Raw genomic sequence first — 17434 nt, 5'->3', positions numbered from 1 at the left:
GGTGTCGTCGTGGTCGGTGTGTCGGGGATCAGCTGTTTTCGGCTGCTCGCTCGGCGATACGTGCGAGTAGCCGAGAATGCACTTTGGCCGGCAACATGTCGGAGACGTCGCCGCCGAAAGTCGCGACTTCCTTAACCAGAGAACTCGACAGGTAGCTGTACGTCGGATTCGTGGCGACGAACAGTGTGTCGACGCCCGTGAGCTTCTGATTCATCTGGGCCATCTGCAGCTCGTAATCGAAGTCGTTCGCGCCGCGCAGACCCTTGACGATCGCGCTGAGGCCTTCTTGTTTCGCGTAGTCGACCAACAATCCGTGCCACGACGTGACGCGAACGTTGGGCAGGTGACTCGTCGCGTCTTCGAGCATCTCGATCCGCTCGTCGATCGTGAACATGCCACGCTTGCTCTTGTTGATCAGCACGGTGACCACGACCTCGTCGAATTGCGCAGCAACTCTTCCGATTACGTCGAGGTGACCGTTGGTCACAGGGTCGAAGGATCCGGGGCAGACGGCGCCAGTCATGAGTCCAGACCGTAGCAGGTGGCCAACTCGATGCGGGCTTCACCGTAGTTCTTGGCCTTGATCGGCTCGTAGCCCTGAGGCCACACGGTCTCCGGCGAGCGCGACGATCGTTCGAGTACCACGATCGTGCCCTCCCCCACCCATTTGTTGGCCTGCAGATCAGCGAGCATGGACACGACGGCCTCGTCGGTTACCGCATACGGTGGGTCCGCGATCACGATGTCGTATTCACGCGCGCTCGGACCCGAGACCACGGCCGCAACCGGAGCGGCGCGAACCGTCGCCCCAGGCAACGCGACAGTGCCGATGTTCGCCTTGATGACGGCAGCAGCCTTGGCATCCGATTCCACGAGAACAACGTGCTCGGCTCCCCGCGAGAGCGCCTCGAGGCCGAGAGCACCCGAACCCGCAAAGAGGTCGAGAACCGCGCACCCTTCGAGATCGATGCGCGCTTCGAGAGCACTGAACAGCGCCTCACGAACCCGATCCGACGTCGGACGGGTGCCGCTCGGCGGGACTCGCAGGCGTCGACCGCCCGCGAGTCCCGAGATGATGCGTGTCACTCTGCGGCGCTCTCCCCCGTCGAGACGACTACCAGCAGGTCTCCGCCCTCGACCTGTTGGACGGCGCTGATCGCGATCCGAGAGACGACGCCGGCGCGCGGCGAGGTGATCGCCGCTTCCATCTTCATTGCTTCGATCGTGGCCACGGTGTCGCCGGCCTCGATCTTCTGGCCTTCCTTGACCGCGAGCGTCACGACGCCCGCGAACGGTGCAGCCACGTGGCCCGGGTTGTTCTTGTCGGCCTTCTCCGCCACCGGTACGTCACTGGCAATGGAGCGATCGCGGATCGAGACCGGGCGCAATTGGCCGTTCAGGATGCACATGACAGTGCGGTAGCCGCGCTCGTCGGGCTCGGAGATCGCCTCGAGACCGATGATCAGTTCAACGCCGGGAGCCAACTCGACCCGGTGCTCGTCGCCGCGCCGCAAACCGTAGAAGAACTGGTTCGCCGAAAGCCGCGACGTGTCACCGTACTTCTCGCGGTGTTCGAGGAATTCCTTTGTCGGGCCGGGGAACAGCAGACGATTCAGCGTCGCCTGACGGTCCTTCGACGAGCCCTCTAGCAGCACCTCGTCCTCAGCGGACAACGTCGCTTCGGGCTTGGCCTGGCCACGTCCTTCGAGTGCCTTGCTGCGGAACGGTTCCGGCCAACCACCGGGAGGCGTACCGAGTTCACCGCGCAGGAAGCCCACCACGGAGTCGGGAATGTCGAACTTCGCCGGATCTGCGGCAAACTCCTCCGAAGGCACGCCGGCGCCGACAAGGTGGAGGGCGAGGTCGCCGACGACCTTCGACGACGGCGTCACCTTCACGAGATGCCCGAGCATGCGGTCCGCGTCGGCGTACTTGGCTTCGACCTCTTCGAACCGGTCGCCGAGACCGAGAGCAACGGCCTGGGTCCGGAGATTGGAGAGCTGGCCGCCCGGAATCTCGTGCGTGTACACACGTCCCGTCGGCGCCGGCAGTCCGGATTCGAACGGCGCGTACACCTTTCGCAGCGCCTCCCAGTACGGTTCGAGGTCGCACACGTTCTGCAGGTTCAGTCCGGTGTCGAACTCGGAGTGCGCAGCGGCGGCAACGATGGCCGAGAGCGCAGGCTGACTGGTGGTTCCGGCCAGTGCCGCCGAAGCACCGTCGACTGCGTCGGCGCCCGCCTGCCACGCGGCGAAATACGTGGCCAACTGTCCACCGGGGGTGTCATGCGTGTGGACGTGAACCGGAAGATCGAAGTTGCTGCGTAGCGCCGTCACGAGCTTGGTGGCCGCCGGAGCGCGCAGCAGGCCCGCCATGTCCTTGATCGCGAGCACGTGAGCGCCCGCATCGACGATCTCTTCTGCCAACTTCAGGTAGTAGTCGAGCGTGTACAGCGTTTCGTTCGGATCCGACAGATCGCCGGTGTAGCTCAACGCCACCTCGGCGAGAGCCGTTCCGGTCTCACGCACCGCGTCGATGGCAGGGCGCATCTGGTCGACGTTGTTGAGCGCGTCGAAGATTCGGAAGATGTCGATGCCGGTGTCGGTGGCTTCCTGAACGAATGCGCGCGTGACCTTTTCGGGATACGGCGTGTAGCCCACCGTGTTTCGACCGCGAAGAAGCATCTGGAGGCAGATGTTGGGAATCGCCTCGCGCAGTGCGGCAAGCCGGTACCACGGATCCTCGTGCAGGAAGCGAAGTCCCACATCGTAGGTCGCGCCGCCCCAGGCTTCGATCGAGAGCAGTTCCGGCGTCAACCGCGCGACGTGCCCGGCAACTCCGAGCAGTCCGCTGGTTCGAACTCGCGTGGCCAACAACGACTGGTGCGCGTCACGGAAGGTGGTGTCGGTGACGCCGACGGCCTTCTGCTCACGCAGTGCCTTCGCGAAACCTTCGGGTCCGAGTTCGAGCAGGCGCTGACGGCTACCGGCAGGAGGGGGTGTCGAAAGATCGATCTTGGGCAGCTTGTCCTGCGGGTACACCGCCGAGGGACGCTCCCCGTGCGGCTTGTTGACAGTCACATCCGCGAGGTAGGTCAGGATCTTCGTGCCGCGGTCTGCCGAAGAACGCAGAGTCAGCAACTGAGGACGTTCCTCGATGAAGGAGGTTGTCACGCGTCCCGCCCGGAAGTCCGGGTCGTCGAGAACCGCCTGCAGGAACGGAATGTTGGTCGAGACACCACGAATGCGGAACTCGGTGACCGCGCGGCGAGCTCTCGCCACAGCGGCTTCGAGGTCGCGACCGCGACAAGTGAGTTTGACCAGCATGGAATCGAAGTACGCTCCGACCTCGGCGCCGAGTGTGGCGCCACCGTCCAAGCGGATACCGGCTCCGCCCGGGGTGCGGTACGCGGTGATACGGCCGGTGTCCGGGCGGAATCCGTTTGCCGGATCCTCGGTCGTGATGCGGCACTGCAGCGCCGCGCCGCGAAGCTTGATCGTCTCCTGTGACAGACCAAGTTCTGCAAGCGTCGAACCGGACGCGATCTTGAGCTGCGACTGCACCAGGTCCACGTCCGTCACTTCTTCGGTGACGGTGTGCTCGACCTGAATTCGCGGGTTCATCTCGATGAAGACGTGGTTGCCGCGCTTGTCGAGAAGGAACTCGACGGTGCCCGCGCACGTGTATCCGATCTCCTTCGCGAAGGCGACGGCGTCGGCACAGATCTTGGCGCGCAACTCTTCGGAGAGATTGGGCGCCGGAGCGAGCTCGATCACCTTCTGGTGGCGACGTTGCAGCGAGCAGTCACGCTCGAAGAGGTGGATGACGTTGCCCTGCTCGTCGGCGAGGATCTGCACTTCGATGTGCCGGGGGTCGATGACGGCCTGCTCGAGGAAGACCGTCGAATCGCCGAAGGCCGATTCCGCTTCGCGCGCTGCGGCTTCGATCGATTCCTTGAGTTGTGAGCGCTCCGCAACACGGCGCATTCCGCGCCCACCGCCGCCTGCGACAGCCTTGACGAAGAGCGGGAAGGTCATGTCCTCGGCGGCTGCGAGCAACTCGTCGATGTCCGCTGACGGCTCCGAAGACGCGAGCACCGGGAGACCGGCGGCCTTTGCCGCTGCGATGGCCCGAGCCTTGTTTCCGGTCAACTCGAGGATCTCGGCGGACGGGCCGACGAACTTGATGCCTGCCTCGGCACACGCCGCCGACAAGTCCGGGTTCTCGGAGAGGAAACCGTAACCGGGGTAGATGGCGTCGGCTCCGGCGCTCTTGGCGGCGGCGACGATTTCCTCGACCGAGAGATACGCGCGAACGGGGTGACCCTTCTCCCCGATCTGGTAGCTCTCGTCTGCCTTGAGACGGTGGATCGAATTCCGATCCTCGTACGGGAACACCGCGACGGTTCCGGCACCTAGTTCGTAGGCGGCGCGGAAGGCACGGATCGCAATTTCGCCGCGGTTCGCGACGAGCACTTTGGAGAACATTCGAGAAAACTACCCCGATTTCATCTTGCGTCTACATGCGGAGTCTCATATTTCGGACTGAATCGAGAAACCAACCCGGCGGTCCTCGTGCTATTCGATTTCAGCTTGTCGTCATACCCTTCACGACTTCTCGAGGTACTCGATCCGGTCGGAGTCCAGGGCAGCGGTCACCATGGACGCGAGGGCGGGATGACCGTCGAGCGACGGATCGGAGTCGACGATTCCCTGAGCGAACTCCCTGGCAGACTCGAGGATGTCTCCATGGGCCATGAGGGAAAGCAGCCGCAGATTCGAGGTTGTGCCCGACTGCGCCGCACCGAGGATGTCTCCTTCACGTCTGGTCGCGAGGTCGAGTTGAGCCAGTTCGAACCCGTCGTTGGTCGCTGCCACCGCCGAGAGCCGCTCGTACGCCGGCCCCCCGGGATTGCTTCCGGTGACGAGGATGCACAGGCCCTGGTGTTTCCCTCGACCGACGCGGCCACGCAACTGATGGAGCTGACTGACGCCGAACCGCTCGGCGTCGACGATCACCATCACCGTCGCGTTCGGAACGTCGACACCGACTTCGACAACGGTCGTACAGACGAGGACGTCGATGTCACCGACGTTGAACGCGCTCATCACCACGTCCTTTTCGTCGGAAGGCAGTCGACCGTGCAGCAACCCGACTCGCAGATCGGCCAGCGGACCACTCGACAGCTCTTCGAAGACGTCGACCGCCGACTTGGTCTCGGGCTGCTTCTCCTCGGTGAACTGATCTTCGCCTGCACCCTGCTCGCCGTCACCGATCCGCGAGCACACGACATACGCCTGACGGCCGTCGGCGACGTCCTCACGGATTCGTTCCCATGCGCGATCGACCCACTGCGGCTTCTGCTTCGCGGGCACGACACTGCTCTTGATCGGGGTTCGCCCACGTGGAAGCTCTCGCAGGGTCGAGACCTCGAGGTCGCCGAGCACGGTCATGGCGATGGTTCGCGGAATCGGCGTTGCCGTCATCACCAGCAGATGCGGACTCAGTCCTTCACGGGCACGTGATCGCAACTGATCACGTTGCTCGACGCCGAAGCGGTGTTGCTCGTCGACGACAACCATGCCGAGGTGGAAGAACTCGACGTTGTCCTGAATGAGCGCATGGGTACCGATGACGATCCCGGCGTCGCCGGTCACGGCTTCGAGCAGCGCTGCGCGCTTCGCAGCGACTGGCAGCGAGCCGGTAAGAAGGGCGATACGGGTGGAATGTTCGGCAGAACCGAGTTCACCACCTGCAGCCAGCGAGCCCATCATCTTGCGCAGTGATCGCGCGTGCTGATTTGCCAGGACCTCGGTGGGTGCGAGCAACGCGCACTGATAACCCGCATCGACGACCTGCAGCATCGCGCGCAGAGCCACGATCGTCTTGCCTGACCCGACCTCGCCCTGAAGAAGGCGGCTCATCGGGTGTGGGCGGGCAAGGTCGGTGGAGATCTCCTCCGCGACTGCTTGCTGTCCCTCCGTCAGAGTGAACGGGAGCATCTCCTCGAACTGGTCCGCGATCCCGCCGGCGACCGGAGCGCAGGCCGGAGCCACACGCTCGGAATTGTCGTGACGACGCATCGCGAGGACCAACTGCAGAGACAGCGCCTCGTCGAAACGCAGACGATCCTGTGCTCGTTCGATGTCTTCCTTGGTATCTGGCAGGTGAACGGTGCGCAGCGCCTCGTCCAAACCGATGAATCCGTGCTCGGCCCGAGTCTCGGCGGGCAACGGCTCCTCGATCGGATCGAGTTGGTCGAGCACTTGCCGCACGCACCGCATGATGGTCCAGCTCTCGACCTCGCGGGTCGCCGGGTACAGCGGGATCAACGCGCGGTCGAAGACGGACAGATCGAGTTCGGCGCCGGGATCCTGATTTGCGCGAGCCAGGCCCGCAAGGTCACCGGCTCCCTTGATGGATGCAAGCGGAACTACCGAATCCTCTTCGCCGACACGAGGTTCCGGGAGAATCAGGTAGCTCGGATGAGTGAGAGACCACTTGCCGCGGAAGTACTTCACCGTCCCGGAGAACATCGCCCGAACGCCGGGCTTGATGACGTGCCGCACCTTCTGCGGGTTGAAGAACGTGACGTCCACGGTCTGCGAATCAGTCGCCAGCGATACTCGCAACATCTGCCCCGGACGGTTCTTCATCTTCACGACGGCGGCCGACGCCACACGCGCGATGATGGTGATGTGCTCACCCTCGGGCGGCTCCTTCTCGGCAAGTTCCTTGCCTGCCGACGCGTACCGGTGTGGGTAGTGACGCAGCAGGTCCTCGACGGTGCGGATCTCGAATGCCTCGTCGAGCGCGTCCGCGGTCTTCTTTCCCAGCAGCCGATCGAGTGGGTCGGCGAGCGTCGCCATCAGTTCCTCCAGCACAGTGTCGCGGTAAGCACATGTGTTCGTATATCAGCAGTCACCGACAGACCCGGTTCGATCACTCCACGCCCAACTGGAACAGGTCACCCGGCTGATCACCCTGATAGACGAGCACGTCGACGCCCGGGTGGTGCGCGACGACGTGCGCCTCGAGCTGCCCGGCCAGGTCGTCCGGCGCGTCTGCGCCCATGAGTAGGGTCACGAGTTCGCCACCGGATCCGAGCGCGAGGTCGACCAGTCGCGCACTCGACTCCGCGACGTCGGGACCGATGAGCACCACCTCGTGCCCCATCAGACCGATCGCGTCACCCGGATCACATGTCCCGACGTAGGTCAGCGAACGCTCGACCGCGATCCGCAACGATCCCCAGCGCGTGGCGGCCGCCGCCTCGGACATCGTGAAGCCGTCGTCGGCGACGTTGCGCTGAGGGTCGTGAACGGCAAGTGCTGCCAAGCCCTGGACCATCGACGATGTCGACAGCAGCAGAACCTGGTGAAGCGGATCGCGTGCAGCGGCACTGACCGCGACGAGTTCCTGAGCGGTCAAAGCTCCGTTCGGAAGCACCAGAACTTCGCTGCGTTCCATCTGACGAATGCGGCCGAGCAGTTGTGCGCGTGTCACCGGCGCATCGTCGCACCGAAGAACCGTCGCACCCTCACTCGCGAACAACGCCGCCGCGCTGTCACCGGCAACGACGGCCAGTACGCCGCGCGCGCCGGCCCCGGGGAATCGCCTCTCCGCCCGTGCCACCAACTGGTCGCGTTCGTCGACGAGAAAACTGCTGATGCGAATACCGTGAACCTTCCCGGCCTCGAGGCCGGCTTCCACGGCTGCACCGGCATCGCAGCAATGCACGTGCACCGACCAGCCGCCGAAACCGTCGCTGACGATGACCGTCGAATCTCCGAGGACGGACAGCCGCGTGCGCAGCGCCGTCATGCGATCGTCGTCGGAGTCGTCGACGAGGTACATGACCTCGAAATCCTGTTCCGAGTGATCACCACATTCGATCGGGCTCTTGTGAGCCCAATCGTGATCGAATGCGCTGACGTCGACAACTGCGCTCGACCTCGGGTCCGGCGTCCCCAGATCTTCGCGAACCTGCGGCTTCCCGGTCAGCACCTCGACAAAGGCGTCGAGGATCAGAACCAGACCGAATCCCCCGGCATCGACCACCCCGGCGGACGCGAGAACGTCCAGTTGCTCCGGCGTCTTGTTCAGTGCGACCGCAGCGGCGTCGGCAGCGGCGGCAACCACGGATGCAAGATCCTCGCCGCTCGGTGTCCTGGTGTCGACGCACTCCTGCGCTGCTTCTCCCGATGCGCGCAATACCGTGACGATGGTGCCTTCCACCAGATCGGAGACAGCCCGAGAGGCCAGCGTCGTCGCCGTGGTCAGCGAGTTCGCGAAGCTTCGGCCGTCGATGTGCTCACCTTGAACGCTCTCGGCGATGCCCCGGATCACTTGGGAGAGGATCACTCCGGAATTACCGCGAGCACCGGACACGGCGCCCCGAGCCAGAGCGTTGGCGACGCGGCCCGCACTGCGGACGTCGTCCTCGATCGTCTCGGCGGAATCGAGTGCAGCCCGCATCGTGAACAGCAGATTGGTGCCGGTATCCGAATCAGGGATGGGAAAGACGTTGAGGCTGTTGATCTCACCGCGACGTTTCTGGAGGCTGTCGACCGCCCGGCGGGCCCAGCGCCGCAGCAGATGTCCGTCCGCGACGGATTCCGCTTCTTCGGCGACGCGTTGCACTTCCCCCACTGACGGTTCCCCTCGACGATGGAAAGACTGACGATGAAAAAGAGATCGGTGATCGGTGCAGTCGAGGGTAGTCCGACGCTTCTGCGCAACCGTCATTACCGGGCGGTTTGGCCATTCGGGCCGGAAGCGGTTACTCTTACACGGTTGCCTCGAACGGGCTACACGAAATAATGCTGCACTTTGTTTGTTGCTGATTGACTGTTTTCACGTTCGGCTGCACAGTGAGCGGTCAAGGATCGGTTCGAAGTCGAGTATATTCGGATTGTAATTCTGGCTGCCCTACCGTGTAGGGTAACCACTTCAATATTCATTTCTAACAAGGAGTTCGCGACTATGGCTGCCGTCTGCGACGTATGCGCCAAGGGGCCCGGCTTCGGTAAGTCGGTCTCGCACTCGCACCGGCGTACCAATCGTCGCTGGAACCCGAACATTCAGTCTGTTCGTACCGAGGTTGCCCCGGGTAACACCCGTAAGGTCAACGTGTGCACCTCCTGCCTGAAGGCAGGCAAGGTCGCTCGGGGCTGATTGCCCGAGCACAAACTATTGCAGGCTCTGCCCCCGTCACTTCGGTGACGGGGGCAGAGCTGTATCAATGTGGCTGTATCTATGTGTCCCCGTGTTTCGTATGGCTGTCGGACACCCGTAATGTGCGTTGAGTGACTTCCATCGATGACCTGAGCAAAGTGACCCTCGACGAGGGCGTACTCCGCATCACCATTTCCACCGCCGCCAACGGCACCTCCCTCGACGACGAAGGACTGGTTCAGGGCGCGCAGGCGCTCGAGACAGTCGGAAACGACATCGGGAGCATCCTTCTGGTCGGCGAAGGCGCAAACTTCTGTGCCGGCGGCAACGTCCGTGCGTTCGCCGCAGCTCCTGACCGCGGCGAGTACGTGGCCGAGGTTGCCCGCGTCTTCCACGTGTTCGTTCGCGCGCTCGACGCCGCGACCGCTCCAGTGGTGGCCGGGGTCCACGGATGGGCTGCCGGCGCCGGAATGAGCCTGGTCTGCCTCGCCGACGTCGCAATCGGCGGCACCGGCACCAAGCTTCGCCCCGCGTACCCCTCCATCGGTTTCACCCCGGACGGCGGAATGTCGTGGACACTCCCCCGCATCGTCGGTGTGGCACGCGCTCGCGAGATTCTTCTCAACGATTCGGTGATCGGTGGCGACGAAGCCGTCCGTCTGGGGATCCTCACCCGACTCGTCGGTGACGACGAGGTCCAGGAAGAGGCAGCTCGCCTCGCCCGCGCTCTGGCCAACGGACCGAGTACGTCGTACTCGGGAATCAAAGCACTGCTGCGTTCGTCGCGGACGAACTCGCTCGCCGAGCAACTCGACGCCGAAGCCGCGTCTATCGCCATCGCAGCGAACAGCCCGATCGGACGCGAGGGCGTCGACGCGTTCGTCGACAAGCGTCGGCCCGATTTCACTTCCGCAAAGCAGGCCTAGTCGAACTGCCGTGCCGAACGTCGCGACTCGACGTTCGGCAGGCCGGTTCGTGCAGACACCGTTCGATCAGCCCAGATTCCAGTCGACCGGATCGGCTCCGAGTCCGGTCAAGAGTTCGTTCGCACGACTGAAGGGGCGCGAACCGAAGAAGCCACGCGAGGCCGAAAGCGGTGACGGGTGCGCGGATTCGATGATCGGTGTGTCGCCGAGCATCGGCGCGAGAGTGGCCGCGTCACGACCCCACAAGATCGCCACCATCGGCGACGACCGCGCGACCAGAGCGCGGATAGCCTGCTCGGTCACCGGCTCCCAGCCCTTCTTACGATGAGAAGCGGCTTGACCCGGCTGCACGGTGAGAACGCGATTGAGAAGCAGCACACCTTGTTTCGACCACGGTGTCAGATCGCCGTTCGGCGGTATCGGCAACCCGAGATCCTGGTGATACTCCTTGTAGATGTTGCCGAGACTTCGCGGAACCGGCCGCACGTCCGGTGCAACCGAAAAGCTCAACCCGACAGCGTGACCGGGCGTCGGATAAGGGTCCTGACCGACGATGAGCACTCGAACGTCCTCGAAAGGGTTCGTGAACGCACGCAAGACGTTCTCCCCCGCCGGCAGGTACTCCCGTCCCGCAGCGATCTCTTCGCGCAAGAACTTACCCATCGCGGCGATCTGCTCCGACACCGGTTCGAGTGCTCGCGCCCACCCTGGGTCGACGATCTCTGCAAGCGGCGCCATCAGTCGAGCCTGCGCAACGCGTCGCGGTAGTACGCCGCATTGGCTGCGTACATCTTGACGTTGCCGTCGAGGTGACCGAGCGGAACCTCGTATCCCGCACGGACCTTGGCGGGGACACCGAGTGCCATGCTGCGCGGCGGAACCTGCATCTTGTTGGCCACCACCGCACCAGCGGCGACGATCGACCCTGTCCCGATCACCGTTCCGTTGAGAACAACTGACCCCGACGCGATCAGGCAATGGTCCTCGATGGTCGATCCCTCGATGTGCGCGTTGTGGCCCACGACGCAACCGGAACCGATGACAGTCGCATCGACGGCGGTGCAATGGATGACGGTTCCGTCCTGGATGTTCGATCCGATTCCCACCGAAATGGTTCCGTAGTCACCACGCAATACCGCTTGCGGCCAGATCGAGGTACCCGCTGCGAGAGTCACGGCGCCGATCACCACCGCGTCCGGGTGGACGTATGCGTCCGGATGAATGTCCGGAACTCTGTCTCCAAGTGCGTATACAGCCATGAAAGCAACCTATACCGCGGTGGTACCGGTGGTCGAAAAGCTGTGCCAGCCACCGCCGCTCTCGCGAAGCGAACCGTCGACGCTCACGCCCGAACCGGCGGCAACCTCACCGATCACGATCCAACCCGACGGAATCTCGACCTCAGGCCCGAAAGTTGCTGCAAATCCGTGATCTTCACCACCGGAGAGGATCCAGTCCAGCGGATCGACGTCGAGTGCCTCGGCCGCCGATGCGACATCCGGTGAGGTCGGAACCGCAGCCGAGAAGATGTCGAACCGCACGTGCGAGGCCTCTGCGAGATGTCGGAGGTCCGCGATCAATCCGTCGGACACGTCCGTCATGGAATGTGCTGATTCTGCGGCGTCCCATGCCGATTGATACGGCGGATTCGGAACGCGATGGGAGGCAAGCAAATCTGGAAAGTTTGCGGGCTTGTCGAGCAGTACGGCTTCGTCGAGCAGTAGTGCCAACCCTGCTGCCGAGCAACCGAACAACCCGGCGACCGCGATCTTGTCACCGATCTTTGCTCCCGAACGCAGAACTGCCGCACGGCCACCGAGATCGCCGAGCACGGTCACCGACACCACGATCACCGGTGACTGGACCAGGTCACCGCCGACCACACCGGCACCCAGATCGGTTGCCGCGTCCCAGATTCCCGCGGAGATTGCGTCGACCACGTCGACGGGTGTCGAAGGCGGGCACCCCAGAGACACCGTGAAGGCCGTCGGCCGCGCTCCCATCGAGACCACATCAGCAGCGTTCTGTGCCACTGCCTTCCGGCCGATGTCGCGTGGTGAAGACCAATCCATTCGGAAATGTCGACCTTCGACCAACATGTCGGACGAGACGACCACACGGCCGTCTCCGGAAGTCACGATGGCGGCATCGTCACCCGGCCCCAATTCAGTGGTGACCGGTTGGATTCGGCCGAGAAGAGATCGCGCGATCACGTCGAACTCCCCCACCTGCTCGACAGTGGGCTCCGACCCGAACTCCGATGACGCAGCGAACTCCGATGATGCAGTGAACTCCGATGATGCGATGAGTCTCTCCAATGCCGACGCAATTCGCTCGTAAGCGGCCTGCGGTACCTTCTAGCTGTGGTCGTGAATGCTTCTGCAAGCTCACGCGTGTGTCGGCAATCCTACCGATTCACCGACATGCTCTCAGAAGTGACAAGACCGCTGATCGACTGGACCAGGACCCGAGCGAAGAACTGAGCATGGCAGAAAACACCTCCACCGCAGACAACGCCGACATCGACCCCGACGGCGACGACGATCCGTCAGAGCGCCGCAGTCCGGCGCTGATCGCCACCGCCATCGCACTGCCGGTAGCCCTGATCGTCGGAGTAGTGATCGCGGCCGTCGTCGCGGGAAACAACCCTGAACTCTCGCCGGTTGCATTGGGACCCGTGCCGGCACCGGCAGCGGAGTCGCCGGCCTGCGTTTCCCTTCTCGGCGCGCTCCCCGACAAGATCGACGACTTCACGAAAGCCGAATTGGTAGAACCTGCTCCGGCCGGTGCGGCAGCGTGGCAGCGCAGCGAAGGAGAGCCGATCGTCTTGCGCTGCGGACTCGACCGTCCGTCCGAGTTCGACCAGGCTGCAGCACTACAGGTCGTGAACGGTGTCCAGTGGTTCCAGGTCTCGGGAACCGACATCGGTTTGGCGGCGAGCACTTGGTTTGCCGTAGACCGCGGTGAATACATCGGTATCACGATCCCCGACGGGACCGGTCCGACGCCGATTCAGGAAATCTCCGACACCATCACGGCGACTCTCGAACAGAAGCCTCTCGACCCGGCGCCGGTCGCGGTTCCCTGATCAGCGAAGGCCGGTGCCGCGAGCGACGGCGGTGTCGACCAGAGTCGAAATCAAAGTGCGGTAATCGATTCCGGTGGCGTTCCACATCTTCGGGTACATCGAGATGGAAGTGAACCCGGGCATCGTGTTGATCTCGTTGATCACCGGGCCGTCAGCCGTGACGAAGAAATCGACCCGCGAGAGTCCCTGGCAATCGAGTGCCTTGAACGCGCGGACAGCAAGCTCCCTGATCTGGTCGCTCACCGACTCGTCGAGTTTCGCGGGGATGTCGAATTCACAGACGTCGTCGAGGTACTTGGTGTCGAAGTCGTAGAACGCGTCCGAATCGGCGTCGGAATCCGGCATCCGGATCTCGGCGACCACACTCGCCTTGACGTCGCCGTTCGGGAATTCGAGGACGCCGCATTCCACCTCGCGGCCGATGATCGCGCCTTCGACGATCACCTTGGGATCGTGCAGGCGTGCATGAGCGATCGCCCCGTCCAGACCGTCCCAATTGCTCACCCGAGTGATGCCGATGGACGAGCCTCCACGAGCGGGCTTGACGAAAACCGGAAGGCCCAATTCCGCCTTCTGCTCTTCGGTCAGCGTTGCGGTTCCCGGTCGAAGCACGACCTGCACTCCGACGGGAAGTCCTTCAGCAGCAAGAAGCTTCTTCGTGAACTCTTTGTCCATGCCGGCGGCGCTGGCCAGAACTCCGGGTCCGACGTACGGAACCCCGGCAAGTTCGAGCAGACCCTGAATCGTGCCGTCTTCGCCGTAAGCCCCATGAAGAACGGGGAACACGACGTCGACCGACGCGAGCACAGCACCGGCGTCGGAGCCGTCGAAGGAGATTACCTCGCCCTCGCGGGTGGGGTCCGCGCTGAGGACCACCGACGTTCCGTCTTTGTCGACCGACGGCAGCGCGCGCCCGCTGATCGCGAGGGAACTGGGGTCGCTCGAACCGAGCACCCAGGAACCGTCGACGGTGATGCCGATCGGTACGACGTCGTACCGATCGGGGTCGAGGTTGCTCAGGACGCTTCCGGCGGAAACACAGGACACTGAATGCTCATTGCTCCGGCCACCGAAGATCACGGCCACGCGGGTACGACTGCTGTTCACGCGTCAAACCGTACCGCCGAATCGACTGCGGCACGCGATCGGGCCGGACCGATTTCGTCGACCCGGCCCGTTTACGCGTCGAGTGCGCGCTCGATGTCGGCCAGGAGATCGGCGGTGTCCTCGATGCCACAAGCGATTCGGACAAACCCCGCACTGACCGGATCGCCCCAGCGCGCACGGCGATCCGCCGTCGTGTGGATCCCGCCGAAGCTGGTAGCAGCCGTGACGAGAGCGCTCGCTTCGACGAACGAGTGGAATGCCTGAGCCGAATCCAACTCGACGCTCACCAATCCGCCGAATCGATTCATCTGACCGGATGCCGTTGCATAGGACGGGTCACCGCGAAGGCCGGGGTAACGAACGGACCGGACTGCTTTGTGATTTACCAACATCTCGGCAAGCGCCAGCGCGTTGTCGCACTGACGCCCGAATCGCAGGCCTGCCGTGCCGAGGCTCCGGTGCGCAAGCCACGTCTCGAAGGGGCCGAGCACCGTTCCCGAGAGAAGTCGCTCACGCTCGATTCGCCGACTCACTGCCGCATCGGAGGTGGCGACGTAACCCATCAGGAGGTCACTGTGCCCGCTGAGAGCCTTGGTACCGCTGGCCACCACGACGTCGGCACCCAATTCGAGCGGGCGCTGACCCAGCGGTGTCGCGGTCGTGTTGTCGACGATCAGCAGCGCACCCGAACGGTGGCACACGTCGGCGAGCACGCGAAGGTCGACCACGTCCAGCACCGGGTTGGACGGCGTCTCGGCGACGACGACCACGCGGCCCGGTGACGCGTCGAGCAGATCTACGAAGCTCGCGTCGCCCATCTGCAGAGTCGAAACCTCGCGAACGGTGATTCCCAACGGCGCGAGGCGCTCGTTCGCGTACAACCGCACTTGGTAATACCCGTCCGAGGGCACGACGACGGTATCCCCCGCGACGAGGACGCTGCGCAAGGTAGCGGTGATCGCGGACATCCCCGATCCCATGACGAGGGCGTGGTCCGCTCTCTCGAGCGCCGCGAGCGCGGATTCGAGTCCGCGCCAACCCGGGTTCGATGCACGTGCATAGGTATCGGACTCGGAACCTTCGTCCGCCGAAAGTTGGTACGGCGCAGCGAATATCGGGCCCAGTTGCATGGGCTGACCCGCGGCGTGTTCGCGCGCGACGGCGCTCACGCTGCGCGTCGAATCCCCGTAATCCTCGAAGCGACCCACACCGATTTCACTCATTCCGGCTTCGTCCGGCGTCCGAGCAACTGACCGATCGCATCGCTGACGGCCATGCCTTCGTGGCACACCCGGTGGACCGCGTCGGTCAACGGCATCTCCACGTCGTATCCGGCAGCGAGTGCGCGTACCGACGTGCACGACTTCACGCCCTCGGCGACCTGACCGTTGGTTGCCTTCTGTGCCGACTCCATTGACCCGCCTCGTCCGAGCCGCTCTCCGAACGTCCGGTTTCGCGACAACTCGGACGTGCATGTCGCTACCAGGTCACCGACACCCGCCAAGCCTGCAAGAGTCGACGCCTTGGCGCCGAGCGCAACGCCGAGACGAATCGTCTCGGCGAGCCCACGGGTGATGATGCTGGCGACCGTGTTGTCGCCGAATCCACTGCCGGCGGCCATGCCGCAGGCCAGCGCGATCACGTTCTTACACGCACCACCGATCTCGCATCCGATGACGTCGGAGTTGGTGTACGGCCTGAAATAGCCGGTAGCACAAGCATCCTGGAGAGCGAGGGCACGCGAGGAATCCGAACAGGCGATCACCGTCGCCGCGGGTTGCCCGCCGGCGATCTCGTGTGCAAGATTCGGGCCCGAGAGCACCGCGACGCGCCCCGGTTCCACGCCGGTCACCGACACGATGACCTGGCTCATGCGCATGAGCGTCCCGGTCTCGATTCCCTTGGCCAGACTCAGCAGAGTCGCATCGGGTCCGATCGAGCCTTTCCACTGCTCCAGGTTTGCTCGTAGCGACTGCGAGGGAACCGCCAGCACGATGAAGTCAGCACCTGCCATCGCCTCCTCGTGGTGGTGGGTCGCGCGAATCGACGAAGGCAAAGCAATGCCTGGCAGATAGTCGCTGTTCTCGTGCGTGGTGTCGATGCGCTTCGCGACCTCTTCACGCCTGGCCCACATCGTCACGTCGGTTCCGGCCTCGGCCATCACCTTCGCCAACGCCGTTCCCCACGAACCTGCGCCCAATACAGCTGCCTTACTCACACGCTCACCTCGTCTACCCGGCGAAGCGGGTCGCCGCCAGAAAAATCGTCTGCACAGAGTATCGCCTGTGGTGCACTGCGGTGGGCAGCCGCGGACACCGAGCGTGATGACTGGCAAGATCGAGGGATGGACAGCGCGGAACCCCCGTACCCACACGCCGTGGAGACACCGCATGCGCGCACGGAGATCGAACGCCCCATGCATGCGATAGTGGCCGTCAAGTCCTTGAGATCGGCCAAGTCCCGCCTCGCGGGCGAACTCGACTCGGACGCGCGTGCAGACCTCGTGTTGGCCATGCTTCACGACACCCTCGCCACAGTTGCAGCCGTCTCGGCCATCGACAGCGTCACAGTGGTCACCCCAGACCCCACCGTTGCCGCCCTTGCATATTCCGTCGGCGTGACGGTCTACGCCGATCCAGCTCCCGACGGCGCCCGAACCAACGGCGCAACACCGCGCACGGAGGAAACCCTCAACGCGGCGTTGAGTGCAGCGGCCGCCGATATCCGAGCCAAGCGCGGAGTGGTCGACCTCGTTGTGCTGCAAGCCGACTTGCCCGCCATGCAACCGAGCGAACTGACGGAGGCCGTGGCCGCGGCCCGAAGCGGCGGACGTTCAGTCGTCGTCGATCACCACGGCACCGGCACTTCCGCATTGTTTGCGTGCGGCGAAAGCGCGCTCGACCCTCGGTTCGGGCCGGAATCCGCACTTGGACATGCCAATTCAGGTGCTCGTCCACTCAACGGCCAATGGCCGGGACTGCGCACCGACGTCGACACCCATGCCGATCTCGGCACTGTGCGAGCACTGGGAGTAGGCCCCGCGACATCGGCTTCGTTGACCAGACTCAAGGCCACGCCGTCGAACAGTCGATGAATTTTCTTTCATCGATTGTCGGACCGCGCGATTGTGGGGGAT

At 63.9% G+C, this 17434-nt stretch carries 15 protein-coding genes; 4 read left to right on the top strand and 11 right to left on the bottom strand.

Translation table 11 applies throughout. The annotated features are described in order from the left end of the window. Positions 1–28: 28 nt before the first annotated feature. The 5 genes from coaD to EHW12_RS11765 all read right to left on the bottom strand — a co-directional run bounded on the left by coaD (position 29) and on the right by EHW12_RS11765 (position 8652). Entirely contained in the window at positions 29–523 is a 495-nt protein-coding gene (coaD, locus tag EHW12_RS11785) for a pantetheine-phosphate adenylyltransferase (protein WP_003942776.1), read from the bottom strand. Next, the gene (gene rsmD / locus EHW12_RS11780) at positions 520–1086 is read right to left on the bottom strand and encodes a 16S rRNA (guanine(966)-N(2))-methyltransferase RsmD (protein WP_003942746.1); all 567 of its coding nucleotides are present in this window, start codon (positions 1084–1086) and stop codon (positions 520–522) included. The genes coaD and rsmD overlap by 4 nt, the downstream gene beginning before the upstream one ends. Then, positions 1083–4487, bottom strand: a complete 3405-nt coding sequence (locus EHW12_RS11775) for a pyruvate carboxylase (RefSeq protein WP_003942675.1) — start codon at positions 4485–4487, stop codon at positions 1083–1085. Before EHW12_RS11775 ends, rsmD begins: the two co-directional genes overlap by 4 nt. Positions 4488–4607: 120 nt before the next feature. Next, positions 4608–6869 (bottom strand): ATP-dependent DNA helicase RecG, encoded by a 2262-nt coding sequence (gene recG, locus EHW12_RS11770; protein WP_125050674.1) that lies wholly within the window; start codon positions 6867–6869, stop codon positions 4608–4610. Between the two features lie 73 nt (positions 6870–6942). Continuing rightward, a complete protein-coding gene (locus EHW12_RS11765; protein WP_125050672.1) occupies positions 6943–8652 on the bottom strand; it encodes a DAK2 domain-containing protein in 1710 nt (569 codons plus the stop codon). 333 nt (positions 8653–8985) lie between these two features. Between EHW12_RS11765 and rpmB the strand changes: the two genes are divergently transcribed. Next, positions 8986–9177 carry a 50S ribosomal protein L28 gene (rpmB, locus tag EHW12_RS11760; RefSeq protein WP_003942669.1) on the top strand — a complete coding sequence of 64 codons (192 nt, stop codon included), beginning with the start codon at positions 8986–8988 and terminating at the stop codon, positions 9175–9177. 131 nt (positions 9178–9308) lie between these two features. After that, positions 9309–10103 (top strand): enoyl-CoA hydratase-related protein, encoded by a 795-nt coding sequence (locus EHW12_RS11755; RefSeq protein WP_003942812.1) that lies wholly within the window; start codon positions 9309–9311, stop codon positions 10101–10103. A gap of 66 nt (positions 10104–10169) precedes the next feature. On the opposite strand, the gene EHW12_RS11750 is transcribed toward EHW12_RS11755, so the two are convergent. From EHW12_RS11750 to EHW12_RS11740, 3 genes are read right to left on the bottom strand one after another with little or no spacing between them, the layout of a single operon-like run. Then, complete coding sequence (locus EHW12_RS11750; protein ID WP_125050670.1) at positions 10170–10841, bottom strand: uracil-DNA glycosylase; 672 nt, start codon at positions 10839–10841, stop codon at positions 10170–10172. Continuing rightward, positions 10841–11362: a gamma carbonic anhydrase family protein gene (locus tag EHW12_RS11745; protein WP_003942761.1), complete on the bottom strand. Its 522-nt coding sequence runs from the start codon at positions 11360–11362 to the stop codon at positions 10841–10843. Before EHW12_RS11745 ends, EHW12_RS11750 begins: the two co-directional genes overlap by 1 nt. 9 nt (positions 11363–11371) lie before the next feature. Next, the gene (locus EHW12_RS11740) at positions 11372–12421 is read right to left on the bottom strand and encodes a thiamine-phosphate kinase (RefSeq protein ID WP_206434844.1); all 1050 of its coding nucleotides are present in this window, start codon (positions 12419–12421) and stop codon (positions 11372–11374) included. Between the two features lie 77 nt (positions 12422–12498). On the opposite strand from EHW12_RS11740, the gene EHW12_RS11735 reads away from it, so the two are divergent. Further along, positions 12499–13191 carry a DUF3515 domain-containing protein gene (locus tag EHW12_RS11735; RefSeq protein ID WP_003942765.1) on the top strand — a complete coding sequence of 231 codons (693 nt, stop codon included), beginning with the start codon at positions 12499–12501 and terminating at the stop codon, positions 13189–13191. On the opposite strand, the gene EHW12_RS11730 is transcribed toward EHW12_RS11735, so the two are convergent. The 3 genes from EHW12_RS11730 to EHW12_RS11720 all read right to left on the bottom strand — a co-directional run bounded on the left by EHW12_RS11730 (position 13192) and on the right by EHW12_RS11720 (position 16516). Continuing rightward, positions 13192–14298, bottom strand: coding sequence for a D-alanine--D-alanine ligase family protein (locus EHW12_RS11730; protein ID WP_042450837.1), 1107 nt, complete (start codon positions 14296–14298; stop codon positions 13192–13194). It lies immediately after the preceding gene. A gap of 71 nt (positions 14299–14369) precedes the next feature. Continuing rightward, on the bottom strand, positions 14370–15521 hold the full coding sequence (locus tag EHW12_RS11725; RefSeq protein ID WP_003942728.1) for a cystathionine gamma-lyase: 1152 nt from the start codon (positions 15519–15521) through the stop codon (positions 14370–14372). Then, the gene (locus EHW12_RS11720) at positions 15518–16516 is read right to left on the bottom strand and encodes an NAD(P)H-dependent glycerol-3-phosphate dehydrogenase (protein WP_030535420.1); all 999 of its coding nucleotides are present in this window, start codon (positions 16514–16516) and stop codon (positions 15518–15520) included. Before EHW12_RS11720 ends, EHW12_RS11725 begins: the two co-directional genes overlap by 4 nt. Before the next feature lie 126 nt (positions 16517–16642). Between EHW12_RS11720 and cofC the strand changes: the two genes are divergently transcribed. After that, entirely contained in the window at positions 16643–17392 is a 750-nt protein-coding gene (gene cofC / locus EHW12_RS11715) for a 2-phospho-L-lactate guanylyltransferase (RefSeq protein WP_080552786.1), read from the top strand. Positions 17393–17434: the final 42 nt, after the last annotated feature.

Origin of the sequence: Rhodococcus sp. NJ-530, from assembly GCF_003860625.1 — a bacterium.
Taxonomy (GTDB): domain Bacteria; phylum Actinomycetota; class Actinomycetes; order Mycobacteriales; family Mycobacteriaceae; genus Rhodococcus_F; species Rhodococcus_F qingshengii.
Note: the sequence above shows the minus strand (reverse complement) of the source record. Positions and strands in the feature narration are given on the sequence as shown.

Bases quoted from the DNA above. Each gene is read 5' to 3' on its own strand.
- coaD (WP_003942776.1), bottom strand. From the start codon at position 523: ATGACTGGCGCCGTCTGCCCCGGATCCTTCGACCCTGTGACCAACGGT.
- EHW12_RS11775 (WP_003942675.1), bottom strand. From the start codon at position 4,487: ATGTTCTCCAAAGTGCTCGTCGCGAACCGCGGCGAAATTGCGATCCGT.
- recG (WP_125050674.1), bottom strand. From the start codon at position 6,869: ATGGCGACGCTCGCCGACCCACTCGATCGGCTGCTGGGAAAGAAGACC.
- rpmB (WP_003942669.1), top strand. From the start codon at position 8,986: ATGGCTGCCGTCTGCGACGTATGCGCCAAGGGGCCCGGCTTCGGTAAG.
- EHW12_RS11750 (WP_125050670.1), bottom strand. From the start codon at position 10,841: ATGGCGCCGCTTGCAGAGATCGTCGACCCAGGGTGGGCGCGAGCACTC.
- EHW12_RS11745 (WP_003942761.1), bottom strand. From the start codon at position 11,362: ATGGCTGTATACGCACTTGGAGACAGAGTTCCGGACATTCATCCGGAC.
- EHW12_RS11725 (WP_003942728.1), bottom strand. From the start codon at position 15,521: ATGAGTGAAATCGGTGTGGGTCGCTTCGAGGATTACGGGGATTCGACG.
- cofC (WP_080552786.1), top strand. From the start codon at position 16,643: ATGGACAGCGCGGAACCCCCGTACCCACACGCCGTGGAGACACCGCAT.